Source organism: Nocardia sp. NPDC051981 (assembly GCF_040680715.1).
Lineage (GTDB): Bacteria > Actinomycetota > Actinomycetes > Mycobacteriales > Mycobacteriaceae > Nocardia.
In genome coordinates, this window is sequence record NZ_JBFAXK010000011.1 from 185,791 (window position 1) to 210,266 (window position 24,476).

Sequence of the window (24,476 nt, forward strand, 5' to 3'; positions counted from 1 at the left end):
CCCTGGCCCCGCCTGCACTCCCGCAGATCCCGCGCACGGTTCCAGCCGCTCCGGCCCATCCACAAACCCGGCACACCAGCTGAGTCGCTCCGGCGCACTCATAGAACCGGCACACCAGCTGAGTCGCTCCTGCGCACTCATAGAACCGGCACACCAGCTGAGTCGCTCCGGCGCACTGATAGAGCCGACGCGCAAGCGCAGTCGTTCGGGCATACCAGCGGAGCTGCCGTGGGTGCGCTGGTCGCGGGCGGCGGCATTCGGCCGGGACGTTACGACCGCATGGCGTCGTACCGGGTTGCGCGGCACCGCGTCTCGCGAGGCGGCGCTCGGTACCGCGAGCGGTGGGGAGCTAGGCACCGGCGGCTTCGGCGCCTGCGTCGGCGGTGCTGACTCCGGCGGAGTCGAAGGTCGCCATCTCGCCGAGGGTGGCGACGGCGGCGCGGAGCAGCGGCAGGGCCGCGACCGCGCCGGAGCCTTCGCCCAGGCGCATGCTCATGTCGACCAGGGGGTCGAGGTCGAGGCGCTGGAGGGCGATGGTGTGGGAGGGCTCGCTGGAGCGGTGGCCCGCCACCCACCAGGCGCGGGCGCCCGGGGCCAGTTGGTCGGCGACCACGGCGGCGGCGGTGACCACGACGCCGTCCAGGATGACCGGGGTGCGGCGGGCCGCGGCGCGGGCGAGGAAGCCGGCCATGGCGGCGAAGTCCGCGCCGGATGCGGTGCGCAGCAGGGCAACCGGGTCCTTGACCACCGGGCGGGCCCGCCACATGGCGTCGCGGACGGCGGCGGTCTTGCGGATCCATCCGGCATCGTCGACGCCGGTGCCGCGGCCGACGGCGATCACCGGCTCGGTGTCGGTGACGGCCGCGATCAGCACGGTGGCGGGCGTGGTGTTGCCGATGCCCATGTCACCGGCGATGAGAAGGTCTGCGCCGGAATCGATTTCCTCGTCGGCGATGGTCGCGCCCGCGGTCAGCGCCGCCTGCACCTCGGCCTCGGTCAGCGCGTCCTCACGATCGATGGAGCCGCTGGACCGCCGCACCTTGTGCCGCGAGATCTCCGGCGCGGTATCGGATTCCACCGCGATGTCCTCGACCCGGACGGTGGCATCGGCCAGGCGCGCCAGCACGTTCACCGCGGCCCCGCCGTTCAGGAAGTTGGCGACCATCTGCCCGGTCACCTCGCTCGGGTAGGCCGACACCCCGTGCCGCGCCACCCCGTGATCGCCCGCGAAGACCACCACCCGAGCCCGCTCGAACTGCTTTGGCGGGCACACACCCTGGCATGCCGCAACCCAGTTGGCCAGCTTCTCGAGCCGCCCCAGCGCCCCGGCGGGCTTGGTCAGCTGCAACTGCCGCGCCTCGGCGGCCTTCCGCACCCCGGCGTCGGGACCCTGCACCGGCCCGAACGAGATCCGCACGGGCTTGGCCAGAACCGGGGCGCCTGAGATGTCCCCGGTCGCACTCGCCGCAGTCGCGGAGCCCGCACCGGCTAGGTCCGCACTGCCGGTCGCGGTATCTGCACCGACCGCCGTCGCATTGTCCTGCGCGGTCGAAGTGCCAACTGCCGCCGCGGCGGGCATCGCACCGCTGCCGATCGATCCAGCTTCCGCGGTAGCGGCCGAAACCGGCTGCACCGCAGCTCCATCCGCGTCGATTCCATAAGCATGGGCCGAAGTCGCCACTGCGGCGGCAGAATTCGCTCCGGCCGCATCCGCGAGCACGGCCGCGACGTCGGGCTTGATCCGCATCGGCTGCCCGGCCACCACCAGGAAGACCTCGTCGCAAACCTCCGCGAGCCGCTGGTTCAGCGTGCCGATCTCATCGCGGAACAGACGACCGGAGGCGGTCGCCGGAATGACGCCGAGCCCCACCTCGGGGCTGACGATGATCAGCCGCTGCCCGTATCCGGCCACCGCGCTGACGAGCGCGTCGATATCCGGCGCGACGACGCCGCGCGGCGACTCCCAGGCGGCGCGCGCATCGAGCCGCGCGGTCAGCCAGGTGCCCAGGTCGTCGACCAGGGTGACGGGGGTGGCCTCGGCCAGTGCGGCGACGGCGTCGCCCTCCACGATCTTCCAGTTCGCGGGCCGCCGAGCCCGGTGCGCCGCAATACGTTCGGCGAAGTCGGCGTCGGCCGGATCGGCCACCGCGGTGGCTACGTACCGCACCGCCTCCGACGCGACCAACTGTTCCGCGTAAGCCGACTTCCCGGACCGGGCGCCACCGAGCACCAGGGTCCGCAACGGCCGATCGGTTGTCTGAGCAGTGTGCGACACGTCAGCACGGTATCAACTGCAGCTGTGCTCCGGCCGAGTAGGCACGACGATCACACGCCCGCGGACGGCAGTCGCACCGCCCGCGTCCGGGTGCGGCTCAGGAGCTCTGCTCGTTGTGCACGCACATGACCTTCAGGTCCTTGGCGGTATACGACCAGTCCGTGCCCTGCGGGCAGTCCGATCGATGGTTCACACTCGCGATGATCTTGCCGTCGTGCCGCCCCGAGCAGGGCGCCGGCTTCACATGCGATTCGGGCGAAGTCCCCACCACACAGTCCCCCGCCGCATTCCGCGGATCCTTGCACCCGGCGGTCCCACCGGCCACCAGCACCGCCAAGGGCACGGCCGCGATCATCACTCCCCAACGCACGGTTGCGCATCGTAGCCGGAGGCACCGCTTCGGACAGCGCCCGTTTCGAGCAGCGCCAATTCAAGACACGCGGGCGCCGAACCGCCGCCGGTACTCGACGGGCGCGATCCCCACCACCCGCTGGAAGTGATGCCGCAGCAGCGCCCCGGACCCGAATCCGCAACGGTGAGCGAGGGATTCGAGATCCAGGTCGGTGTCCTCCAGCAACTGCTTGGCCAGCAGCACCCGCTGCCCGGTCAGCCATTTCACCGGCGTCGTCCCGGTCTCGGCGGCGAAGCGGCGCGCGAACGTGCGCGTCGACATGGCGCTACGCGCGGCCAGCGCTTCGACCGTGTGCGGAAGTTCCAGATGCTCACCCATCCAGTGCAGGGTCTCGCTCAGGCTGTCGGAATCGCAGTCCACCACCGGCCGCTCGATGAACTGCCGCTGCCCGCCATCGCGTTGCGGCGGCACCACCATGCGGCGGGCGATGGCGTTCGCGACGCTACTGCCCAGTTCGCGCCGCACCAGATGCAGGCAGGCGTCGATGCCGGCCGCGGTGCCCGCGCTGGTGATGAGATTGCCCTCGTCCACGTAGAGGACATCGGGATCGATGGTGGCCTGCGGAAACTGTTCCGCCAGCAGATCGACATACCGCCAGTGCGTGGTGCACTTGCGCCCGTCGAGCAACCCGGCCGCACCCGCCAGGAAGGCCCCCGAGCACACCGTGAGCACCGTGGCCCCGGCCTGCGCGGCGTCCCGCACGGCATCCACCACGCGCTGGTCGAAGGGATTGTCCGCGAAGATCGGAAAGGCCGGAATGGCAACCAGATCCGCGTCGCGCAGCTCCTCGAGTCCGTACTCCGGGGTCACGTGAATGCCCGGTGAGCTGGACTTCAGCGGTTTCCCCGGCTCCGCGCCACAGACCCGATAGTCGAAGGCGGGCAGTCCGTCCGCGGTCCGGTCGAGGCCGAAAACCTCACAGACGACGCCGAATTCGAACATGGCGAGGTTGTCGTTGAGTACGACGGCGACCTTCGAGAGCATGGTCCGATCCCCTCTGGCCGGATATTTGCGAACAATGTCAGAACAGCCACTGTTGGCAGGAACTTCCCTAGAGAAAACTTACTGCCATGCAAGCACTGTCCGCAATCGTCGCAGCCGGAACCGCCATGGCAGCGCTCGGCACCCTGACCTTCGGCTTCATGGCCGGAGACACCACCGAACCTCTCGATGAGAGCGAGATCCGCGCATGACCACCATCACCTCCGGTCAGTTCCGCACCGCGACCGGCACCCCCGAGGCAGTCACCCTGTTCCGCCGCATCGTCGCCCTGCTGGCCGCGGCCGGCCGAGCCGTCCCCTTCCACCGCGAAAACGCCTGGGAGATGACCGGTTCCAGCCATGTCGTCGACCGCGACCGCGACCGCATGGCGCTCGAGATCCGCGCCCTGTCGACCTACCGCGAACACAACTGACGGGCGGTGAGACACCGCCCGTCAGGGAGTCCGTCCAGCGCCGACGGTAATCAGACCGCGTCGCCCGGGCTCACCTGCGGCTTCGGGGCACGCATGCGGCGCACCTGCGAGGCGCGCACGAAGGCGTACCAGCCCAGCGAGAACGAAGAATCCGCAGTGTCCGGGTAGCGCTCCCGGACCCGCTTGTTCACGATCCGGCCGAGGACGACGCCCTCGATGATCATGAACAGCATCATCACCAGCATGGCCAGCGTGACGATCGCCTGCAGCGCCGGCGACAGGATCATGCTGAGGATCAGCACCAGCGCCAGCGGCATGAACAGGCCGAGCAGATTGCGGCGCGCGTCCACGATGTCGCGGACGTACTTTTTGACCGGGCCCTTGTCGCGCGGGAGCAGGAACTGCTCCTCACCGGCGAGCATGCGCGAGCGCCGATCGTTCATATCGGCCTTGCGCTCGGCCGAGGACGCCTTGCGCTCCTCCTTGGTCCCGCGCAGCGCCTTGCGGCGGGCGCGGGCCTCCTTGGCGGTCTTGGGCGCGGGCGCCACTGGACCGCGGCGGCGACCCTCGGCTTCCCGCCGCGACGGGGTCGGCCGCCCTTTACCCAGGGTGACGGTCTTGTCCTCCACCGCGGCGACGGCATCGGTGCTGGAGCTGTCGGAGGTGGGGGTGGACTCGCCACGGCGCAGGAACTTCACGCCGACCAGGCTATTCGATGCCATGTCTGCCGGAAAATCCTGGTCTCCCCGATTGTTGTGTCGCACACCTCACCAGCTATCTGTCAGCGACTGCACAACCTGGGCCGTCCGGGGAATACGCGCCGCGTAGGATGGGGAATAATCGCCTGCCAGCAGGTGTTGGTAGCCATCGAAACGGGCCCGGGGAGGTGGCGGCCATGCCTTCACGGGTTGAAAACAGGTCCCCTTAGGAGAGTTCATGACTGTGCAGAACGAGACCACCACTCACGGTGTGACTCTGACCGACGCCGCCGCCTCGAAGGCGAAGGCGCTGCTGGATCAGGAAGGCCGCGACGATCTCGCCCTTCGCATCGCAGTCCAGCCCGGCGGTTGTGCGGGCCTCCGCTACCAGCTCTTCTTCGACGACCGCAGCCTCGACGGCGACCTGGTCGTGGAGTTCGGCGGCGTCAAGCTCGCGGTCGACCGGATGAGCGCCCCCTACGTGCAGGGTGCCTCGATCGACTTCGTCGACACCATCGAGAAGCAGGGTTTCACCATCGACAACCCGAACGCCACCGGCTCCTGCGCCTGCGGCGACAGCTTCAACTGATATAGCGTCCGCCAGCGCGGAACGTCCGACACCGGATGTTCCGCGCTGTTGTGTGCGCTGACTCATACGAGATCTGGAATACCCTGTCTCGGGCAGAGTAGTTTCGAACTGCGGCCTGTCGGCCGCGTCATCCACCGCCGGCCCCCGCGTCTGTCATCTCCGCATCCCGGTGCGCAGCCGCACGTCACCGAAGGATCTACCCCGTGACCATCGCCGTGTCCGCTTCCATCGCGACCGATCACCTCATGCGTTTCCCGGGCAAGTTCTCCGATGTGCTGCTGGCCGACCAGCTGCAGCATGTGTCGCTCAGCTTCCTCGTCGATGATCTGGTCATCCGCAGGGGCGGCGTGGCCGGCAACATCAGCTACGCCATGGGCGTGCTGGGCCGCACCCCGCTGCTGGTCGGCGCCGTCGGCCAGGACTGGGGCGAGTACCGGAAGTGGTTGGAGGACAACGGCGTCGACTGCTCGGCCGTGCGCGTCTCCACCGAGGCCCACACCGCGCGCTTCGTCTGCACCACCGACGAGACCATGGCGCAGATCGCCTCCTTCTACCCGGGTGCCATGACCGAGTCCCGCGAGATCGACATCACCCAGCTGGGCCGCGACCTGGAGCTGGTGCTCGTCGGCGCCGACGACCCGGAAGCCATGCTGCGCCACACCGATCAGTGCCGCGCCGCCGGAATCCGCTTCGCCGCCGACCCCTCCCAGCAGCTGGCGCTGGTGGACGGCGAGACCATCCTGCGCCTCATCGACGGCGCGGACTACCTGTTCACCAATGAGTACGAATGGGGCATCATGCTCCAGAAGACCGGCCTGAGCGAGGCGGAAATCGGTGAGCGCGTGGGCATTCGCGTCACCACCCTGGGCTCGAAGGGCGCCAAGGTCGTCGACCGCGACGGCGCCGAACTGCACGTCGACGTGGTCCCCGAGATCGCCAAGGTCGACCCGACCGGCGTCGGCGACGGCTTCCGCGCGGGCTTCCTCACCGGCCAGTCCGCGGGCCTGTCCCTGGAGCGTTCGGCCCAGCTCGGCTCGCTGGTGGCGGTCCTGGTCCTGGAAACCGTTGGCCCCCAGGACTGGACCCTCGACCATGACGTCGCCATGAAGCGCCTGCGCGAGGCCTACGGCCCGGAGGCCACCGACGAGATCGAGGCCATTCTGCGCTGACCAACCACGACAGTTATCGAATCTGCACGCCGATCACGTAATCGGCGTGCAGATTCGTGTCGCGGCAAGCGTGTCCGGCCTCTTCACCGACGTCGGAGGGCGAAGGTCGGCACCGGGGTCTCGAGTGCGACCGGACGTCAGTCCCCGAACACCTCGTCTGCAAAGCGTGCTGTAGCCGCTCTGTCGAGCCATACGTCGAGCTGCTCGATATCGGTGCACGCCCCGACGCGAGCGACGGTCGACTCATCCACGGTGATCCCCCTGCTCCGCAAAACTGCCAGCAGCGCCTTGGCCTCCCCTTTGGCCTGGCCCTCAGCTTCGCCCCGACTGAAGTAACGCCGGGCGAACTCACTCTTGTACTCGTATGTTCCGGCGGTCATAAGGCTCTCCGAGAAGTGCCGGGCCGCCCGTGGCAGGACAGCCATTACCAGGTCAATGTACATTTCACCGTTCGGCACGTCGACAACGTTGGCGACCAGCGCGGAATCCCCTGGTCAAACGGCAATTTCGGACATATTGCGCGGATCCGGATGCCTGGTTCCGGCGGGCGGGCAATACGCTGTCAGGCATGGCCTCCGACCGTTTGTACTTTCGCCAGTTGCTCTCCGGGCGCGACTGGGCCGTGGGCGATCCGATCGCCACGCAGATGCGCAACTTCGCCTACCTGATCGGGGATCGGGACAGCGGTGAATGCGTGGTCGTCGACCCCGCCTACGAGGCGGGGCAGCTGGCCGACATCGCCGAGACCGACGGCATGCGGCTGACCGGAGTCCTGGCCACCCACCACCACCCCGACCACGTCGGCGGCACCATGATGGGCTTCACCCTGCGCGGTGTGAAGGAGTTGCTGGAGAAGACCGATGTGGCGGTCCACGTCAATGCCGAGGAACTGCCCTGGGTCGCCAATGTCACCGGCATCGCGCCCAGCGAGCTGACCGGCCACGCGCACGGCGACAAGGTCGCGGTCGGCGACTTCGAGATCGAACTTCTGCACACTCCCGGCCACACGCCGGGCAGCCAGTGCTTCCTGTTCGAGGATCGGCTGATCGCGGGCGACACCCTGTTCGTCGACGGCTGCGGCCGCACCGACTTCCCCGGCGGCGACTCCGACGCCATGTTCCGCAGCCTGCGCTACCTGGCCGACCTGAAGTCGAACCCGACGGTCTACCCGGGCCACTGGTACTCGGACGAGCCCAGCGCGTCGCTCACCCACATCAAGGAACACAACTACGTCATGCGTCCCCAGACGCTGGAGCAGTGGCACATGTTCATGCCCAGCTGACCGACTTCTGCGGGCGATGTCCCTCCGAAATGCCCAGCGCCCGCCACGAATTCGTTCGGGGCGGGCGCTTTTCCTTCCGCGGGCCGCTCAGGCCATGGTGCGCAGCCAGCCGTGGCTGTCGGCGAAGGTGCCGCGCTGGATGCCGGTGAGGCTCTCGCGCAGCGCCATGGTCACCTCGCCGGGTTCACCACTGCCGATGGTGAATTCGCCGTCGGCGGAGCGGACCGAGCCGACCGGGATGACCACGGCCGCGGTGCCGCAACCGAAAACCTCGGTGATCTCACCGGATTCGACGCCGCTCTTCCATTCCGCGACGGAGATCTTCCGCTCCTCGACCTTGTAACCGGAGTCGGCGGCCAGGGTGATGAGCGAGTCTCGGGTGATGCCGGGCAGCAGCGAGCCGGACAGCTCCGGGGTCACCAGGCGGGCGTCGGAGCCGCTGCCGAAGACGAAGAAGAGGTTGTTGGTGCCCATCTCCTCGACGTAGCTGTGCTCGCAGGCGTCCAGCCACACCACCTGGTCGCAGCCCTTCTCGGCGGCCTGCTGCTGGGCCAGCAGCGAGGCGGCGTAGTTGCCCGCCACCTTGGCCTCGCCGGTGCCGCCGGGAGCCGCGCGCACGTACTCGGTGGACAGCCACACCTTGACCGGCTTCAGGCCGCGCGGGAAGTACGCGCCGGCGGGACCGCCGAGCAGCAGGTACTTGTAGGACGAGGCGGGCTTCACACCCAGCCCGACCTCGGTGGAGAACATGAACGGCCGCAGGTACAGCGACTCCTCGCCGCCGGCGGCGGGCACCCAGGCCGCGTCCACCTCGAGCAGCTGGCGGATCGATTCGATGAACAGCTCCTCGGGCAGCTGCGCCATCGCCATGCGCGCGGCGGAGCGCCGGAAACGCGCCGCATTGGCATCCACCCGGAAGGTGGCGATGCTGCCGTCGGCCTGACGGTAGGCCTTCAGACCCTCGAAGATGGCCTGGCCGTAGTGGAACACCATGGTGGCCGGGTCCATGGCCAGCGAGCCGTAGGGCTCGACGCGGCCGTTGGTCCACTGCCCGTCCACGTAATCCATCGACACCATGTGATCGGTGAAGTAGCGTCCGAACCCCGGCTCTGCGAGAATCTCCTGCCGCCGCTCCGCCGGTAGTGGCGCGGGATGCGGTACACGGGTGAACTGTGCGGCAAGAGTCATGATCGGGAGTCTAATTCGCCCCTATCGACCGGCTGGTGCGGGCTACCTCTGTCGACCGCCCGGACGGTTCGGTGACCGGCCGTCGTCCCTGCCCCTGGATAGGGTGGACGGCGTGTATCCGAAGCATCCGCTGTCGAAGCCGCCTAGTTCGCACCGGCCGCTGGTGATCGCACTGATCGCAGTGAGCGTGCTGGGCCTGGTCGCCATCCTCGTCGTAGCAGCGCTGACGCCCGCACACACCGTGACCGGAACCGCGCTGCCCGCAGACCAATACGGGCCGCAGGACACCGCGACCCGCACCAAACCGCTACCCACCACGACGGCGAGCGCACCGAGATCCGCCATCGCGTCGCTCACGCCGGGATGGCAGACGTCCTACTCCATCTCGCGCAATGCCGTGTACGACGTGCCGCAGGACTGGACGGTCCCGACACCGACCACCGTCGTCGGCTTCGAAGGCGGCGGCGGACGCGTGGTGATGAGCGGTGCGGCGGAACTCTCCCCGAAGGCCTGCGACGGCCACCACTCGAAAGCCATCGCGGGCGTGACAGGCTCCAAACTGGGCGACGTGTCCGCCGCGGCCAAGGACGTGGCCGGCAGCTGGGCCACCGTAGCCGGGGCCAACGACGATCGCCCCAATTCCACCTACACCCTGAGCACCGTCGAAACCCTCACGGTGCAGGGCAAACCCGCTGCACACGTGACAGCGACCCTCGCCAACCCGGGCCCGAACGACTGCTCGCACCCGGCCGCCTCGATCGTCCACGCCGTCGCGGTGCCCGGCAACAACGGCCAGTCCGTCGTCATGGTCCTCTACGCCGACCAGGGCTCGGACGGCACGGCCACCGACGACACCATCCGGACGATGTTCACCTCCCTCCGCCCCGCCGGACTCGACGCCGCAGCCTGCAAACAGGACAACGACGTCGTCGGCACCTGGTGCGGCTGAGACCCAAAGCAGCATGAGCCCTGGTGCAGCAGCCGGGACTCCGATGCAGTCGCCACGCTGGGGGCGGGCCGTGGGCTCTGAAGGGGTGAGGCCTCGTGCGGCCGGGGAATTGTTGTGGCCGAGGCCAAATACGGCTGGGGATCTGGGCTCAGCTGAGGCGATGGCGCGGCCGGATGCTTGTTCGGCGACCAGGCTGGTCGCGGCGAAGTGATCCAGGAAAAGCCTGGGAACCACCGCCACGCCCGACCGGCCCCACCAGTCGTCCACAATGCGTGATGGCGTCGTAGTCGACTGAGGCGGCTGGTCGGATCCGCGGCTCAGGAAACCTGATCAGGCAGTGCGGGTTTCGACGAACGGGGGGCGGATGACCTCGCAGCGCAGACGGCGGCCGCGGACATCGACCTCGACCTCGTCGCCGGGCTCGAGGCCCGCGGCGGTGTCGAGCAGAGCCAGGGCGATGCCGACCTTGAGGGTGGGCGAGAAGGTGCCGGAGGTGGTTTCGCCGACCTGGGCGTCGCCGCGCATGACGGTCTGGCCCTGCCGGAGCACGCCCCGGTCGATCGCCTTGAGCCCCATCAGGATTCGACGGGGACCGGCGGCCTTCTCGGCCTCCAGCGCCGACTTGCCCCAGAACTCGGGCTTCTTCCAGCCGACGGCCCAGCCGGTGCGGGCCTGCAGCGGCGAAATGTCCAGCGACAGTTCGTGTCCGTGCAGCGGATAGCCCATCTCGGTGCGCAGAGTGTCGCGCGCGCCGAGTCCGGCGGGCTGGCCGCCGGCGGCCTGCACCTCGCTCACCAACGCGCGGAAGACGGCCTCGGCGTCCGCCCAGCGGGGCAGCAGCTCGTAGCCGTGCTCACCGGTGTAGCCGGTGCGGCACACCCGGATCGGGCGGCCGTCCCACTCGGCGTCGGCGTAGGCCATGTACTCCATGTCGGTCGGCAGGCCGAGCTTGGCGAGGACTTCCGCCGACCGCGGGCCCTGCACGGCGAAGACCGCGTACCCGCGGTGCTCGTCGGTGACAGCGATGCCCTCCGGCGCGACCTTCTGCAGCTCCGCCACCACGGTCGCGGTATTGGCCGCATTGGGCACCAGGAAGATCTCGTCATCGCTCACGTAGTAGGCGATGAGGTCGTCGATGACCCCGCCCTCGGGCGTGCAGCACAGCGTGTACTGCGCCTTTCCCGGGCGAATCCGATTCAGGTCATTGGTGAGTGCCGAGTTCACAAAAGCCGCCGCACCCGCACCCTTGACCGTCGCCTTGCCGAGATGGCTGACGTCGAAAAGCCCGACAGCGGTACGGACCGCCGTGTGCTCCCCCACGGTCCCCGCGTACGAAACCGGCATCTCCCACCCCCCAAACGGAGCGAAGGTAGCGCCCAGGTCGACATGGACGGCGTGGATGGGTCCCTGCAGCAGCTTCTCGTCGGTCACCCGGAGCAGCTTATCGGCCCGCCCGCACCCGAGTGACAGCGGAACCGAACGCGTGGCCGTCCGGCGTGGTGCCTCGATTCGCCGGCCGAAGCTGTGACTCGCAGGCCGAGGCTGCGAGTCACACATCGAGCCTGCGAGTCACACGCCGAGGCTGCGAGCGATTCCGGGCCAGGCGTTGTGAAAGTCGGCCTGCCACGAGGTCCAGTTGTGGCCACCGCCGGGGAGGTAATCGAACGTGGCCGGGATGTTCAGGTCTTCGATGCTGGATTGCAGGGCGCGGGTGCAGGTTTCGACGGTGGATTCGAGTGCCGTGCTGGACGCGCCGACTTGGCCACCGCCTGCCGCGGCCGGGTTCGAGCCGGTTCCTGCGGCGACATAGAGGTCGGTGCCACGGAGTTTCTCGAGGTTGACGGGGGTGGACGGGTCATTCGCGGTCCAGGCCGGGGAGCCGTCGACACCCCAGATGTTCCACGGGTTGCCGCCGCCGGAGAGAACCGTGGCCTGCAGGTAGCGGCGGCCGGGGTCGGTGCCGGTCTGGGCGCAGCCGCTGAAGGACCCGACGCCCTGGTAGAGGCCGGGGGCGGATTCGGCGAGGGCGAGGGCGGAGGTCGCCGACATCGATACTCCTACAAGGGCATTGCGGCCAGAGGCACCGAGGGCCGAGTCCATGACGGGCGGTAGTTCCTGGGTGAGGAAGGTGGTCCACTTGTTGCGGCCGAGCATCGGGTCGTCCGACTGCCAGTCCGTGTAGTAGCTGTAGCGGCCGTCGAGGACGTTCACCACATTGACGTTCTGGTCGGCCAGGAAGTCGACGACATCGGTACGGGTCTCCCAGGAGACCTCGTTGCCGTTCCCATCGATGCCGTCCTCTGCGCCATTGAGCAGATACAGCGTCGGACGCGGCATGGAATTGTCGGCGGCGCGAATGACCGAGAGTTCGATGACGCGGTTCATCGCAGCCGAATACACGAATACAGTGGATTTGCGATCGTCCCGCTCGACGAAATGGTCGATATGCGAGCCGTCGGCCGCGAATGCCGCACCGGAATTCAGCGGTTCCGCAGCGAACGCGAGCCCCGGCATCGCAGCGAAGCCCACCGCCACCAAGGCAATTCCCGCCGCCACCCACCGACGCCGACCACCTGCACTCGTCATTTCCGCCTCTAACTCATTCGACCGATTCCCCTCACCTTCTTTACCGAGCCCGCCCAAACCACGCAACAACGCACTTCTCACGCCCCGCCCCGACCTCCGGACAACCCGGTCCCAGCACCTACACAGGCCACGAACGCGGCCTCGTCCATGACCTCGATCCGCTGCCCCCGCGTCCGCAACTCGGCGACCCGGCGCGCCTTCATCGTGGTGAACGCGTCGGGATCGACACCACGAAAGCCGTCACCAATGACCAGCCGAGTCGTACGCCGAGTGACGTTCCGCGCGGGAGTCGCACCACATGCCGCGATGGCATCCCACGCTTCCTGACGGGTCATGGCGGCGAGATCACCTGTGAAGACCACGATTTCGCCGTACAGCAGGTGCGATGGATCGGCCCCGGTGACCACCGGCAGCACCAATTCCTCACGGCCGAACCAGGATCGACGCGATGGGCGTTCGGCCGCAGGCGGCACAGCGGGCATCAGCGTGTTAGCTGCGGACGTTCGCGATGCCCTATCTGCCCGCAGGGGCCGGTCGACCACCATGTGCTCGAGCGCCGACAGCGAATCGACTCCGGCCCGGGCAGCCAGGGCGATCACGATGTCGGCCGCGGCGGCGGCATCGGCGGCCGCGTCGTGGTGGTCGGTGAAGTCGATGCCCAGGGCAGCCGCGACGCGGGGCAGGCGGTAGCTGTCCAGGCTCAGGTGGCGGCGGGCGAGGGCGAGGCTGCAGCTGTAGGACCAGGCCGGTATCCGAATTCCGCTGCGGCCACATGCTTCCCGTATCGCACTGCTGTCGAATCCGACATTGTGGGCGATGACGGGCAGCTCGCCCACCAGGCTCTCCACTTCCGGCCAGCGCTGCGCGAACTCCGGCTTGTCGGCGACCATGGCCGCCGAGATCCCGTGCACGCGAATGTTGTGCCAGTTGAAGATGTCCAGCCCCGAGGGAGGCCGGCACAGCCACGATGCGGTCTCCCCGCGCCGCCCATCCCGCACGACGGTGACACCGACGGCGCAGATACTGCCCCGCGCGGAATTAGCGGTCTCGACATCGATGGCGGCGAACGACAGTCCCGCCATACTCACCGCACCGCGAGCGGCAACGGCCGTGCGGCCGCACCACCGAGGTCCTCCAGAAATGGCCGGGCGAGCCGTAGCGACTCGAACGCCGCCCACGCATCCGCCAGATCCGCGAGCCCCCGCGCCAGCGCGAGCACCGGCCGAATGTGATCATCTGCCACATCCACCCGAAACTGCGGCAGCGCAACCTCATCCGGCGTCACGATCACCGGCCACTGCGGCCTGGTGAGCTTCGCACCGCTCGCATCCTGATGTTCGAGAAACCGTTGGTCGGCCGATTCGATTGCGGCACGGACGGTTTCGACAGTCGCATCGACATCGACAATCCCGGCAGCCCCGATATTCGGACCGTCCGCGACCGCCGCAGCGGCCACCACGTCCGCCAACTGGTCACCATCGCCCGCCGTCCCGGCCTGCAGAGCGCGAAAACCCACCGTACCGGCCGTCTGGGCGTCGTTACCCACTGCTTCGGGACCAGGAGCGTCATTGCCTGCCTGAACGATCGGATATCCTGCTGTGAGGCTCTCGATCTCCGCCGCGCGCGACCGGTCCAGCACCCAAGCGCCCGATAGCCGCGACTCCCCCAGCGCCGCACCCACATTCACATGCCAGATGACCAGCCGCTCCCCGGCCGCACCGAGCACCGCCAGGGTATGAAGGTCGAACGAGGCAGCCATAACGCTCCACGGTCGTGACGGACAGATACCGCGCTACGTTAGAGCATCCCTCCGACAAGCATCCGCGAACCCCACGCGAATCATCAACGGACCCAAACAGTTCCGACCGACCTGGTTTCCAACCCGCGCGCCGCCACGCACTCGACCCGCAGTACCGAAGCCCACAGCCCGACCCGCGCCACGCCGCCGTCGACCCTGGCCACCTCTGGCTGCACCACCTGATCTTACAAAAACCCTGCCCCGCACCAAGAAAACGCCCCGAGCCCAATGCATGGACGGCATGCGATACAGCCCAGAGACAGCGGCGGCGCAGTAGCTACGTCTCAGTGGTCATGGGAGAGTGCGGGAATCGAGGAAGTTCCAGAGCTGATCGCGTAGATCCTGGCCGATGGCGCCGGTGGGCCACTGGTGTGTCGTGTTGTATTCGACTCGCCACGAGACGTTCGTCCCGGCGGCGCAGGGCTGATAGTTCGTATGGGTGCCGTAACGGTCGGAGGTGGGGTCCGCTGTCGCTGGGCAGCGGTCACGGCGGATCCAGTCACGGACGTTTGCGAGGCCGACCGCGAGGTTGGAGATGGGGTCGAACGCCCCTTGGAATATTCCGACCGCAATAGGGCGGCTCGGTGTGCACGGGGTGCCGACGGCACTGGGTTCGAGAGGGTTGGGATCGGTCGGGTCGGTGCCTTCCCACGAGGTGACAGCGGCGAACAGGTCCGCGGCGTCGCAGGCCATTCGCTGAGACATGATCGCCCCATCGGACCAGCCGTCGGCGTAGACGCGGTGGGTGTCGACACACCAGGTCGATTCGATGTCGGTGACGACTTGCTCGAGGAAGGTGACGTCGACAGACCCCTGCTCGAAGTGCCAGGTTTTGTCGAACTCGGTGCCTTGCGGGTAGGCGACGATGAAATTGTGAGCAGCGGCGTAGGAACTCCATCCGGTTTCGCGTTCGATGCCTGCCGAGGTGTCGCCGGTGCCGTGCAGGCTGATCAGCAACCCAACCGCCGGGCCTGCCAATCCCTGCGGCACATTGAGCGTGTAACTGCGAGTGCCGATCATTCGTGTGACAGTGCCGCCGGTCGGTGCGAGCGTGCAGCCCGCCGCCGAAGCCTCCCCAGCGATCGGCCCGGTCGGCACAAGGACGGCAACAATCACCCCAACGGCTGCCAGGAAAGTGCTCAAAACACTGCCGACGCGTAGGGAACTCATCGCCGAACTCCTCCTCGTCAGGGCTGACCGCCCAGCGTTGATCCAATAGGCAGTCCCGCGGGTAGTGATGATGACGAAAATATGGGCACGGGCGCGAGCATCCCCGCCGATCACATGTCGTAGTGATCGGCGATGTGCGTTCCCGTCGAGCTGGGATGATCGCTGTGCTCAGGCAGGTCTAGAAGGGCACTGCGGGGGCAAGTTTCGCATATGTTCGCCCGGAGTCAGCGGTGCTCGATGATCTAGAAACGCGTGTCGCGGGCCGGTCCGGCGCCAGTGATGCGGCTGGCCTAGCAGCCCAGACCGGGTGAGTTGCAAGCGAGGAAGCTGGCGACACTGATCGCCCGGATGTGTGCGCACGGAAAGCATCGATGATGTCGACGTGCTGCGCGGCGGCGGCATGAGCCGGGTGTTCGACCGGGTGTATGCGCCGTCGACGATCGGAACCTTGTTGCGGGAGTTCAGTTTCGGGCATGACCGTCAAATCAACTGGAATCCAGTGCTCACCAAGATTGCGGGCAAACATGTCCTGCGCAAAGAGCTTTCGCCACCGGCGATCGCGATCAGTCACCGGCCGCGCCGCGCCGCGCCGGCGATCGTGGAAATGCGGTTGCGCGCCGGGAAACTGCCCCGACCGACCGAGCACGGCTGCGCGCTGCGGCCGTGCTCGGTGACCACCTGCTCGAGGACGGACCCGACGTGTCGAACCTGCGGTGTCGGCCTGCCGTTTCGCTGCCCCCCGCTCGAGGTCAGACCAGTTCGGGGACGCGCAAATGCGCCAATGCCAACTCGAATTCGCGGACGTCGACGGCCTCGACGCGTGCCTGCCGGGCGGCGTCCACGCGCAACGCGGCCGACGCGATCCGATTGCGTTCCATCGCCTCGGCATTCTCGTAGACGCTGGACGAGACGGCACGACCCGACGACCTGTTCACCATCAGGCTCGCGCTGCAGAACCCCTCGAGCTGCTGCTCCATACCGGGCAAGGTGTGGTCCCGGTAGACCTCGATGGCGTTGTCGATCCTGCTGGGATCGGTCTTCACCCAGGTGACACGCGCGCACGCACCCTGCGGCGTCAGATGCGCGCGATGCATGGCCACGATCTCCCATTCCTCGACCATCGGACTGCCGCCGAATATCTCCGCCGCGCGATTGCGAAGCGGGATCGCCTGCTCAGCGCTAGCCCGCATGGCATCCTCGGATTCCCATGAGGTCGTCATGATGCACCGGCCGGTGTGCCGATCGACGAGCAACGAAAGTCCGATACAACCGGGAATGCCCTCCAGCCCCGGCATAACCTCGTCCCGCACATGTGCGATCCCGGATTCGAGAGCGGAAAGTTGCGCCTGAAGCGTGGTAGACCGTGCGAACACGATCCACCTCCTTTCTGCCAGAGGCAGCGCCCGGTGGCGCCACCGGTGCCTCTCACAGTGCCCCCTCCCGATCACCAGGGCAATAGCGGACCGACCCGCCGGCATCGGGCAGTCCCGGCTACACACCTTTTTCGTCCAAGCGCCTCATCGATCGGCCGGGGAATCCCTAGAATTGAGTAATGACGTTCCTCCGGCAATCCGAGGAACTTACCGATCTCAGCAAGATCGAGGACCGGGCATCATCGGTTGCCCAGATGCTGGTCGACCGCATCGCCGAGACTCCAGAGGCGGAGGCGTTTCGATTCCTTGATGGCGAGCGCTGGACCAGTGTGTCCTGGAAGCAGTTCGGTGACCGCGTCGACATACTCGCCGCCGGGCTGATTGCACTGGGAATCCAGGCTGAGGAACGGGTGGCGCTTGCATCGTCCACACGCTACGAATGGGTGCTCGCCGACTTCGCCGTCATGTGCGCCGGCGCGGCCACCACCACCGTGTACCCCACCACCAACGCCCCCGGCGTCGCGTTCATTGTCGCCAACTCGGGCAGCCGCATCGTGGTTGCCGAGGATCAGGCACAGGTCGACAAGCTGATCGAGCATCGCGCCGAGTTGCCCGACGTGCAAAAGGTGGTGATCTTCGATGGCGAGGGCGACGGAGACTGGGTGATCACTCTCGACAACCTGGAAGAACTCGGACACCGACTGCTCGCCGAATCCCCCGACGCGGTCGCCGACCGCATCCGCGGCATCCGGCCCGAGCACCTGAGCAGCATCATGTACACCTCTGGGACGACAGGCACCCCGAAGGGTGTTCGGCTGCCGCATTCCACATGGACGTACAGCGCCGCGGCAATCGACGCGTTGAACGTCCTCAGCCCCGACGACCTGAACTTTCTGTGGCTGCCGCTGTCCCACGCTTTCGGCAAGGTGATGTTGGCACTGTCACCGCTGATCGGCTTTCCCACGGCGATCGATGGCCGGGTCGACAAAATCGTGGACAACCTCGAAATGCTGCACCCCACCATCGTGGCGGCCGCCCCTCGCATCTTCGAAAAGGCGCATGCCCGTATCGAGAGCATGATGGCAGAAGAAGGCGGGATCAAGAAGAAGCTCTTCGACTGGGCGGTCGGGGTTGGCCTGAAGGTCTCGCGTGCCAGGCAGGCAGGCAGGGATCCGTCGTTGCTGGTTTCCTTGCAGCACAAGGTCGCCGACAGGCTGGTGCTTTCCAAGGTCCGTGAACGCTTCGGTGGCCGGCTGAGGTTCTTCGTTTCGGCAGCGGCCCCCTTGGACCGCGATGTCGCGCAGTGGTTCGACGCGATCGGCATCATCGTTCTCGAAGGCTACGGCCTGACCGAGACCGCCGCCGCCTCGTTCATCAACCGGCCGGATGCCTACCGCTTCGGAACCGTAGGCAAACCGTTCCCCGGCACCGAGGTCGAGATCGCCGAGGACGGCGAGATCCTGCTCAGAAGTCCCGGTGTGATGAGTGGCTATCACGACCGCCCGGATGCCACCGCCGAGGCTTTGGACGCGGACGGCTGGTTCCGCACCGGCGACATCGGCGAGATCGACGCAGAAGGATTCCTGCACATCACCGACCGCAAGAAGGACTTGTTCAAGACCTCGCAGGGCAAGTACGTCGCGCCCTCCGCGATTGCCGCCACGTTCAAGGGAATATGTCCGTACGCAGCGGAATTCATCGTCTACGGAGAGACACGACCCTATTGCGTCGCATTGGTCGGCCTCGACACCCAGAGCATCACCGAATGGGCCGGCAAGCACGGTCTGGCAGACAAACCGCTCGCCGAAATCGCGCGGGACAAGAAGACCCACGACGTGATCGAGACCTACGTCGCCCACCTCAACACCCAGCTCAATCGGTGGGAACAGATCAAGAAGTTCGACATCATCGACCACGAATTGTCCGTCGAGACCGGTGATCTCACACCGAGTATGAAACTGCGCCGCAAGATAGTCATCGAGAGCCTCGCCGACAGCATCGACGCCCTCTATGTCTGAAGTTGATCGATAACTTTCGCGTCGAGCAGACCGTGGGCGACGAGTTGACCATCTCGGCGAAGACGACGGGTCGGTGCCGCGGCAGTGAGCGGAGGCCCTGGACTCTGGATCCGTTTCGGCCCTGGGCGTGAGTTCGGCTCAGCCCCAGCGGATCTCGAGCAGGTCGTCGGCTCCGCGGTCGATATGGGTGTGGAATCGGCGGCTGATGCGAGTGAGCGTCTTACCCAGCCAATCGGCATCGGCCCGGGAAGCATGTTCGAGCCGCATGCGGCGTATCCGCATGGGCAGCATCCGGATTCCGGTCGACTGCCCGCCGGGCTCGACCGAAACCAGGTAGAGCAGCCGCAGTTCGGGACGATATGACTCATATCCGGGGATGCCTTCGTAGTCGTCGATGACGTCACCGCAACCGTAGAGGATCGGTCTGCCGTGGTAGATCTCGACGGGGCGAGGATGGTGCGATGAATGCCCATGCACGATGTCGACGCCGGCGTCGATGAGCCTGTGCGCGAACTGGATTTCGCTCAGCCCGATCTCGTAGCCCCAGTTCGGGCCCCAATGCACGGACACGATCAGAATATCGCCGGGACGCTTGTGCGCCAACGCTTCCGCCGCGACACGGTCGGCGACACCACGGCCCAACGGAACACCGGGCAGCCACACTCCCGGCCGATCATGCTGCGCGGCCCACGCCAGCGGTACGCCGCTGCTGGTGCTGGCGACCGAGACGATGACCACCCGCCGCCCGGTGCCCGGCTCCACCACCACCGGGCGGCAGGCCGCGTCGATGCTCGTTCCCGCCCCGGCTGTGCCGATACTCGCCGCCTCGAGCGCGTCGAGCGTGTCGCGCAGACCGCGGTTTCCGAAATCGAGGACGTGGTTGTTCGCCAACGCGCAGGCGTCGGGCCGAAACGCTTTCAGCGTCGCGATATTGGCGGGGTTCATCCGATAGTGGATGCCCTTGGCGGGCGCAAATACGCCGTCGATAGTGATCGAAGTTTCGAGGTTTATCAGCCGGACCTCGGGTGCCAATTGGTCGAGCATCGGCCCGACGTCGCCCCACGGCCAGTCGAAGTCGACCGGGTACGGTATCGGCCCGTTCGTCTTCTCGGCCAACTCGACGTAGCGGCGGGCATCCTCGACCCACGGTTCGTACAACAGCGGATCACCCGGATGCGGCTGGATCTGGTCGACGCCGCGACCGAGCATCACATCACCGCCCAGCAGCACGGTGACCGGACGCTGTTGCGGTGAACTACTCATCTGCGTCATCGTTTATCGATCGATTCACCACTTCGGGCAGGACACCGGGATTGCCCGGCTTCATCAATGATTCACGGCCCCAACCAGACTCGCTCGGGCCGACGGTCCCCAACCCAGCGACCGAATGTCATCCGACCGTTCACGACCGACTCGAAAGCGGCCGGCCGCGGTAATCCTCTTCCACTGAGTTGGCGGGCGCGAGTAGTCCGTAATGCCCATTGTAGCGGTGGGGAAACCGCTCCGATGACCTTCGCTTCTGGGCGGGGGCGGGGCAGAAGCGCAGAATCTATGTATCGCACGAATTGATTCGCTCAGACAGAGGTTCGGACGACAGTGTGGTCGACCGACGAGATGAGATTCCCCCAATGGCGCGGGAACGCCGCAGAATGATCCCACCGACGAGCTGTGTTGATTGCGACCTCATCGCCATCGCCACGTGAATAGCGGAGGCTTATCGGGCCGCATGAGTGGAAGGCATCGTTATGAAGGTCCGAAGTGATTCGTTCGACGATAATGCGCGCATTCCGGCCACGTTCGCCTACGGCGTGCCGGATGCCGCGCACCATGTCCGGGCGGGCGCCAATCGCAACCCGCATCTGGCATGGGACGAGGTGCCGGCGGGAACACGATCGTTCGCGGTCGTATGCTGCGACATCGACGTACCCCGCACCGGCTCGGACGTGAACGTCGAGGGGCGAACGGTGCCGGAGGAGTTGCCGCGCAACGACTTCTACCATTTGGTGCTGTTCGATATCCCAGCCGACGTGCGGCAGATCGCCGCAGGCAGCCTCCAGAGCACACCCGGCAAGCCGGGTCCGGCTACACCGCATAACGCGCGGTACGGCCTCAACGACTTCAGCAGTGCGAAAATGGATCATTACGGCTACGACGGCCCCTGCCCGCCCTGGAACGACCAGCGCATCCATCACTACGTGTTCACCGTCAGCGCCCTGGATGTCGAACGGCTGCCGCTACAGCGGCCAGTGACCGGAGAACAGCTGCGCCAAGCGATGACCGGCCACGTCCTGGGGCAAGCCGACCTCGTCGGCACCTACACGCTCAACTCCGCCCTGAGCTCGAACTGAGCCACTCGAGCGCATGGCACGCCGCGGCGGCCGCCGGTTCCAAGGGCGGGCGGGGGTCGCGGGAGGAGTGCGCTGAGGACGGCTACCGGCTGAGCTTTCGGGGCAGACCGGCTCCGCGCCGCTGGTGACGCACGGCTACGGCCTTGTGATGGCTGATCAGGGCAGCAGAATCTTATGCTCGTGGTTCGCGACGGCTTGCTGGAGTCGCAACCGCGAGAGGGTGTGCGGCCCGCATTCGCAGGAAGCGGGCAACGCGTCATCGACAAAGCCATCACCGGCAAGCAAATCCGCATACCGGGTGCCGTGCCCGTGAGCGCTGTGCGCAGCATCGACGAAATCACGCGATCCATGCGCGTGCGGCCCGGTCGCCGACTGATACACCGCGCCGGCCGGCGTATCGAACACCGCGGCCACGCGGTGACCACAACCGCACCGCACCTGCGTCAACGTATGCCCCGCCCGGTCCGTCAGCGAGTCCAGCGTGTGCTGGGCCAGCTGGCGTCGTTCCGGCGCGGTCAGATTCGAGACATTTGTCATCAATCCACGATCACTCCTCTAGGTCTCAGCAGCAAGGCCCAAATGCCGGAGAGAAAGAACGATCGGCCCGCTTTTCCCACGTGACGTCGCTTGCTCCGAACCACGCCTGCTCGAGCGCCCCTTCGTCGAAGAGATCAGCTGGGCCCCGCCCCCAGTTCGGCTACGGCAAAGACTCGAAGTAGGCCATCCACGCCGATGTCTTTCGGTCGCGGCTCGTCAGCCCGCCGCCTCCCACTGCTCACCGTCCCTGATGAACCGGGCCTTCACCGCCGAGCGTGAGGAGCACGCAAAGTACATCAAGGTCGGCGCTAGCTACGTTTAACACCTATAAAGTCAGCCAAGCGCAGAGTTGGTCGACTAACTCAAACGAGACCGCATCATGAACTGGCCACCCACATCGGTTGCTGATGTCCATCGACTACTACCCGGCTCGCGATGCGGGACAGCCGCGGGATGTGCAGAACTGGATCGGAGGCAGCGACTACACGCCGATGAACGCCGCACATGTCCCGCCCCCGAACTGGTCGCCGAGTTGGTCGCCGATCTACGGGTCTTCGTCAACCGGGACGATCTGCCGATCCTCGCGCAAGCCGCCATCACGCACGCCCAGTTCGAGTCCATCCACCCGTTCACCGATGGGACGGGCGCATCGGACGGGCACTGATCATTGCCGTGCTCCGCCGCCGCGGCCTCACCCGCCGAGTGACTACCGCTGGCGTCGGTCATGCTGGCGGACACCGGCCGGTACTTCCTGCACCTCAACCGATTTCGTAATGGTGACGTCGACACATTCGTCGAGTACATGGCAGTCGGCGCGACCCACGCCATCAACAACGCGGACGGGATAACCGGGGCCAGCGCCCGAACGAGGGGTCCGGCCGGTGGGCGGGATGCACAGCGAACACCCGTGCCTACGACAGCGCGACCGCGTCCTCGACGATCCGGCGCGCGACCTCGAAGCGGACCCGTACGCGTTTGGGGTCGGCGGTGGAGGCGCTGATCGCGGCGATGTATTCGTTGTTCTTCGCCATGGCCGCGCGAGCCTCGGCGACGATTCGGGGACGGGCGCGCTCGAGCTGGTCGGGGTGGTAGGCGGACAGGACGACGCCCCAGCTTTCCAGCAGCGCCCGGTTGATCGGTGAGCGCCGATCGTTGCCGGCGGGCCAGCGCCGGAAGGAATAGTCGCCGAAAATGATTCGCGCGTTGATCATGCCGCGTTCGAAGGCGGCGAACCAGGATTCGAGGTGAGCGTCAGAGATCTGGCCGACGTCGTCGATGAGTTCGGTGGTGGCGTCGAGCAGGTTCTCCAACGACCCGTAGGAGTCGTACTCCTGCAGATCCGGAAGGGTATAGAAGGCCAGGAAACGCAGGACGGCCTCGCGGTCGTTCATGCGGACGTGATTTCGCAGCACGCCACCGGTCGCCGCGTGGAAGACCTCGGCGGAGGCACACCGTTTGAGCAGGTTCCGGCTACGCGCACTGCTCATGCAGTGCCGGATCTCCATGGCGTTCAACGGCTCTCCACCGGTGTTGATGCGCTTGAAGATGTCGTATTTGACACGGTTGGGCGTGGACGGCTCGATCACGTGCACCACGATCTGGGCGTTGTGAAGGCGGCGGCGCAGCGGCGGATCCAGTTCCGCGAAGGTCTTCTCGCGCTCGCCGTCGAGGTACTCGAGCTCGTCGAGAGCGAAACCACCCTTCACGAACTCGTGCACGGTGGACAGCCTCTGCAGGCCGTCGACCACGCGGAACATCCCGCTGCGGTCCTCGGCGAAATAGAAGGCCGGCAAGGGAATCTGCAGCAGCAGGCTTTCGATGAGCCTGGATTTCTGGCGTCCCTTCCACACCCGATTGCGTTGAAAATCGGGGGCCAATTCGAGATCGCCGTCGTCGATCATGTCGAGGACATTGCGCAGGGAGAACGTGCGGGTGGAGATCCGGATCTGTTCGGGATCCCAGGGTGCGGCCGGGCGGCCGTCGAACGGGTGGTCGTCCCGCTCGATCTCAACACCGGTCGGCTCACCGTAGAAGACTTCCTCCACCACGGCCGCAGCCTGATCGCGAAAAGTCACAGTGGTGTCGGCCGGTGATGTCGCGATTGCCGGTGCGCTGGAACGGAAGTAGTGGTCGAAGACGCTGGCGGTGCGGGCGTCCAGCTCGGCCGCAGCGAGCCCGGCGAATGCGGCGACGTCACCCATGGCGGGCAGCCACCGGTTCTCCATCACCGCCCCCAGACGGTGCGCGAATTGCTGGCGTCGCTCGGCCTCGTCGAGGAACGGCGGCAGGAAGCAGCCGAAGATCAGCCGCAGCGAGGGACCACCCAGACCGAGAAAGTACAACCAGTAGGGGAATTCACCGTCGAGCCGTCGCACGAAATGACGGACCGGTTCCATTTCGAACAGTTCGGTCGGTATGTGTTCGTAGCCTTCGATGACCAGTTCGACTGCGCCGATGGCGGTTCGGGCGCGTTCCGGCGAAACGAAGCACGAGTTGAGGGCCTCGAGGGCGGGCCCCAGGTCCCCGCTTTCGATGTCCTCGCGGGGTATCACGACAACCAGCTGATCGGGAGAGAACACCAAGCTTCCTTTGGTTCGAGTGGTCCGCCGATCACCCTACCGAGACGGCCACGCATACGGATGCTTCCGACGACCGCTGATCGGAAAACAC

At 66.7% G+C, this 24,476-nt stretch carries 23 protein-coding genes and 2 pseudogenes; 10 read left to right on the plus strand and 15 right to left on the minus strand.

Features of this window, described 5'->3' with window-relative positions; all coding sequences use genetic code 11:
• Positions 1-349: 349 nt before the first annotated feature.
• The 3 genes from cobT to AB0L60_RS21065 form a co-directional block, all read right to left on the minus strand.
• Positions 350-2,275, minus strand: coding sequence for a nicotinate-nucleotide--dimethylbenzimidazole phosphoribosyltransferase (gene cobT / locus AB0L60_RS21055; protein ID WP_364616428.1), 1,926 nt, complete (start codon positions 2,273-2,275; stop codon positions 350-352).
• Between the two features lie 97 nt (positions 2,276-2,372).
• Positions 2,373-2,645, minus strand: a complete 273-nt coding sequence (locus tag AB0L60_RS21060; protein ID WP_364616431.1) for a hypothetical protein — start codon at positions 2,643-2,645, stop codon at positions 2,373-2,375.
• A gap of 60 nt (positions 2,646-2,705) precedes the next feature.
• Positions 2,706-3,671, minus strand: coding sequence for a helix-turn-helix domain-containing protein (locus tag AB0L60_RS21065; RefSeq protein ID WP_364616434.1), 966 nt, complete (start codon positions 3,669-3,671; stop codon positions 2,706-2,708).
• An 86-nt stretch (positions 3,672-3,757) separates the two neighbouring features.
• On the opposite strand from AB0L60_RS21065, the gene AB0L60_RS21070 reads away from it, so the two are divergent.
• Together AB0L60_RS21070 and AB0L60_RS21075 are read left to right on the plus strand one after the other, a co-directional pair.
• Complete coding sequence (locus tag AB0L60_RS21070; protein ID WP_364616437.1) at positions 3,758-3,880, plus strand: hypothetical protein; 123 nt, start codon at positions 3,758-3,760, stop codon at positions 3,878-3,880.
• Positions 3,877-4,101, plus strand: coding sequence for a hypothetical protein (locus tag AB0L60_RS21075; protein WP_364616440.1), 225 nt, complete (start codon positions 3,877-3,879; stop codon positions 4,099-4,101). The genes AB0L60_RS21070 and AB0L60_RS21075 overlap by 4 nt, the downstream gene beginning before the upstream one ends.
• 50 nt (positions 4,102-4,151) lie before the next feature.
• Here AB0L60_RS21075 and AB0L60_RS21080 read toward each other — a convergent pair whose 3' ends face one another.
• Entirely contained in the window at positions 4,152-4,799 is a 648-nt protein-coding gene (locus AB0L60_RS21080) for a DUF3043 domain-containing protein (protein ID WP_364616577.1), read from the minus strand.
• A gap of 238 nt (positions 4,800-5,037) precedes the next feature.
• Here AB0L60_RS21080 and AB0L60_RS21085 point away from each other — a divergent pair, with 238 nt between their 5' ends.
• Positions 5,038-5,388: an iron-sulfur cluster assembly accessory protein gene (locus tag AB0L60_RS21085; RefSeq protein WP_033089671.1), complete on the plus strand. Its 351-nt coding sequence runs from the start codon at positions 5,038-5,040 to the stop codon at positions 5,386-5,388.
• 203 nt (positions 5,389-5,591) lie between these two features.
• On the plus strand, positions 5,592-6,557 hold the full coding sequence (locus AB0L60_RS21090; protein ID WP_364616444.1) for a carbohydrate kinase family protein: 966 nt from the start codon (positions 5,592-5,594) through the stop codon (positions 6,555-6,557).
• A gap of 137 nt (positions 6,558-6,694) precedes the next feature.
• On the opposite strand, the gene AB0L60_RS21095 is transcribed toward AB0L60_RS21090, so the two are convergent.
• Positions 6,695-7,015, minus strand: coding sequence for a hypothetical protein (locus AB0L60_RS21095; protein ID WP_364616447.1), 321 nt, complete (start codon positions 7,013-7,015; stop codon positions 6,695-6,697).
• 110 nt (positions 7,016-7,125) lie between these two features.
• Between AB0L60_RS21095 and AB0L60_RS21100 the strand changes: the two genes are divergently transcribed.
• Complete coding sequence (locus AB0L60_RS21100) at positions 7,126-7,839, plus strand: MBL fold metallo-hydrolase (protein ID WP_364616450.1); 714 nt, start codon at positions 7,126-7,128, stop codon at positions 7,837-7,839.
• 87 nt (positions 7,840-7,926) lie between these two features.
• On the opposite strand, the gene AB0L60_RS21105 is transcribed toward AB0L60_RS21100, so the two are convergent.
• On the minus strand, positions 7,927-9,027 hold the full coding sequence (locus tag AB0L60_RS21105; RefSeq protein WP_364616453.1) for a branched-chain amino acid aminotransferase: 1,101 nt from the start codon (positions 9,025-9,027) through the stop codon (positions 7,927-7,929).
• 163 nt (positions 9,028-9,190) lie between these two features.
• On the opposite strand from AB0L60_RS21105, the gene AB0L60_RS21110 reads away from it, so the two are divergent.
• Positions 9,191-9,976, plus strand: coding sequence for a hypothetical protein (locus AB0L60_RS21110; RefSeq protein WP_364616456.1), 786 nt, complete (start codon positions 9,191-9,193; stop codon positions 9,974-9,976).
• A gap of 330 nt (positions 9,977-10,306) precedes the next feature.
• On the opposite strand, the gene gcvT is transcribed toward AB0L60_RS21110, so the two are convergent.
• From gcvT to AB0L60_RS21135, 5 genes are all read right to left on the minus strand, one after another.
• Positions 10,307-11,407, minus strand: a complete 1,101-nt coding sequence (gene gcvT / locus AB0L60_RS21115; RefSeq protein ID WP_364616459.1) for a glycine cleavage system aminomethyltransferase GcvT — start codon at positions 11,405-11,407, stop codon at positions 10,307-10,309.
• A 138-nt stretch (positions 11,408-11,545) separates the two neighbouring features.
• Positions 11,546-12,562: an alpha/beta hydrolase family protein gene (locus AB0L60_RS21120; RefSeq protein WP_364616462.1), complete on the minus strand. Its 1,017-nt coding sequence runs from the start codon at positions 12,560-12,562 to the stop codon at positions 11,546-11,548.
• Between the two features lie 77 nt (positions 12,563-12,639).
• Positions 12,640-13,644, minus strand: a complete 1,005-nt coding sequence (locus AB0L60_RS21125; RefSeq protein ID WP_364616465.1) for an exonuclease domain-containing protein — start codon at positions 13,642-13,644, stop codon at positions 12,640-12,642.
• Between the two features lie 2 nt (positions 13,645-13,646).
• Complete coding sequence (locus AB0L60_RS21130) at positions 13,647-14,321, minus strand: hypothetical protein (RefSeq protein ID WP_364616468.1); 675 nt, start codon at positions 14,319-14,321, stop codon at positions 13,647-13,649.
• 330 nt (positions 14,322-14,651) lie between these two features.
• Entirely contained in the window at positions 14,652-15,380 is a 729-nt protein-coding gene (locus AB0L60_RS21135) for a PHB depolymerase family esterase (protein WP_364616471.1), read from the minus strand.
• A 402-nt stretch (positions 15,381-15,782) separates the two neighbouring features.
• Here AB0L60_RS21135 and AB0L60_RS21140 point away from each other — a divergent pair.
• Positions 15,783-16,014, plus strand: a pseudogene (locus tag AB0L60_RS21140) (IS1380 family transposase); the annotation flags it as partial.
• 265 nt (positions 16,015-16,279) lie between these two features.
• Here AB0L60_RS21140 and AB0L60_RS21145 read toward each other — a convergent pair.
• Positions 16,280-16,903: an antibiotic biosynthesis monooxygenase gene (locus tag AB0L60_RS21145; RefSeq protein ID WP_364616474.1), complete on the minus strand. Its 624-nt coding sequence runs from the start codon at positions 16,901-16,903 to the stop codon at positions 16,280-16,282.
• Between the two features lie 179 nt (positions 16,904-17,082).
• Between AB0L60_RS21145 and AB0L60_RS21150 the strand changes: the two genes are divergently transcribed.
• Positions 17,083-18,921, plus strand: a complete 1,839-nt coding sequence (locus tag AB0L60_RS21150) for a long-chain fatty acid--CoA ligase (RefSeq protein ID WP_364616477.1) — start codon at positions 17,083-17,085, stop codon at positions 18,919-18,921.
• A 138-nt stretch (positions 18,922-19,059) separates the two neighbouring features.
• On the opposite strand, the gene AB0L60_RS21155 is transcribed toward AB0L60_RS21150, so the two are convergent.
• Positions 19,060-20,184, minus strand: coding sequence for a CapA family protein (locus tag AB0L60_RS21155; RefSeq protein WP_364616480.1), 1,125 nt, complete (start codon positions 20,182-20,184; stop codon positions 19,060-19,062).
• A 482-nt stretch (positions 20,185-20,666) separates the two neighbouring features.
• Here AB0L60_RS21155 and AB0L60_RS21160 point away from each other — a divergent pair, with 482 nt between their 5' ends.
• Positions 20,667-21,269 carry a YbhB/YbcL family Raf kinase inhibitor-like protein gene (locus tag AB0L60_RS21160; RefSeq protein ID WP_364616483.1) on the plus strand — a complete coding sequence of 201 codons (603 nt, stop codon included), beginning with the start codon at positions 20,667-20,669 and terminating at the stop codon, positions 21,267-21,269.
• 156 nt (positions 21,270-21,425) lie between these two features.
• Here AB0L60_RS21160 and AB0L60_RS21165 read toward each other — a convergent pair whose 3' ends face one another.
• Positions 21,426-21,806 carry a hypothetical protein gene (locus AB0L60_RS21165; protein ID WP_364616486.1) on the minus strand — a complete coding sequence of 127 codons (381 nt, stop codon included), beginning with the start codon at positions 21,804-21,806 and terminating at the stop codon, positions 21,426-21,428.
• Positions 21,807-22,201: 395 nt separating this feature from the next.
• Between AB0L60_RS21165 and AB0L60_RS21170 the strand changes: the two are divergent.
• Positions 22,202-22,614: pseudogene (locus AB0L60_RS21170) on the plus strand (Fic family protein); the annotation flags it as partial.
• A gap of 103 nt (positions 22,615-22,717) precedes the next feature.
• Here the strand turns inward: AB0L60_RS21170 and AB0L60_RS21175 are convergent.
• Positions 22,718-24,385 (minus strand): DUF262 domain-containing protein, encoded by a 1,668-nt coding sequence (locus AB0L60_RS21175; protein ID WP_364616489.1) that lies wholly within the window; start codon positions 24,383-24,385, stop codon positions 22,718-22,720.
• Positions 24,386-24,476: the final 91 nt, after the last annotated feature.

Excerpts from the sequence above, each read along its gene's own strand:
- AB0L60_RS21155 (WP_364616480.1), bottom strand. The coding sequence starts at position 20,184 with ATGAGTAGTTCACCGCAACAGCGTCCGGTCACCGTGCTGCTGGGCGGT.
- AB0L60_RS21130 (WP_364616468.1), bottom strand. The coding sequence starts at position 14,321 with ATGGCTGCCTCGTTCGACCTTCATACCCTGGCGGTGCTCGGTGCGGCC.
- AB0L60_RS21065 (WP_364616434.1), bottom strand. The coding sequence starts at position 3,671 with ATGCTCTCGAAGGTCGCCGTCGTACTCAACGACAACCTCGCCATGTTC.
- AB0L60_RS21165 (WP_364616486.1), bottom strand. The coding sequence starts at position 21,806 with ATGACAAATGTCTCGAATCTGACCGCGCCGGAACGACGCCAGCTGGCC.
- AB0L60_RS21120 (WP_364616462.1), bottom strand. The coding sequence starts at position 12,562 with ATGACGAGTGCAGGTGGTCGGCGTCGGTGGGTGGCGGCGGGAATTGCC.
- AB0L60_RS21085 (WP_033089671.1), top strand. The coding sequence starts at position 5,038 with ATGACTGTGCAGAACGAGACCACCACTCACGGTGTGACTCTGACCGAC.
- AB0L60_RS21150 (WP_364616477.1), top strand. The coding sequence starts at position 17,083 with ATGACGTTCCTCCGGCAATCCGAGGAACTTACCGATCTCAGCAAGATC.
- AB0L60_RS21100 (WP_364616450.1), top strand. The coding sequence starts at position 7,126 with ATGGCCTCCGACCGTTTGTACTTTCGCCAGTTGCTCTCCGGGCGCGAC.
- AB0L60_RS21105 (WP_364616453.1), bottom strand. The coding sequence starts at position 9,027 with ATGACTCTTGCCGCACAGTTCACCCGTGTACCGCATCCCGCGCCACTA.
- AB0L60_RS21070 (WP_364616437.1), top strand. The coding sequence starts at position 3,758 with ATGCAAGCACTGTCCGCAATCGTCGCAGCCGGAACCGCCATGGCAGCG.
- AB0L60_RS21135 (WP_364616471.1), bottom strand. The coding sequence starts at position 15,380 with ATGATCGGCACTCGCAGTTACACGCTCAATGTGCCGCAGGGATTGGCA.
- AB0L60_RS21125 (WP_364616465.1), bottom strand. The coding sequence starts at position 13,644 with ATGGCGGGACTGTCGTTCGCCGCCATCGATGTCGAGACCGCTAATTCC.
- AB0L60_RS21075 (WP_364616440.1), top strand. The coding sequence starts at position 3,877 with ATGACCACCATCACCTCCGGTCAGTTCCGCACCGCGACCGGCACCCCC.
- AB0L60_RS21160 (WP_364616483.1), top strand. The coding sequence starts at position 20,667 with ATGAAGGTCCGAAGTGATTCGTTCGACGATAATGCGCGCATTCCGGCC.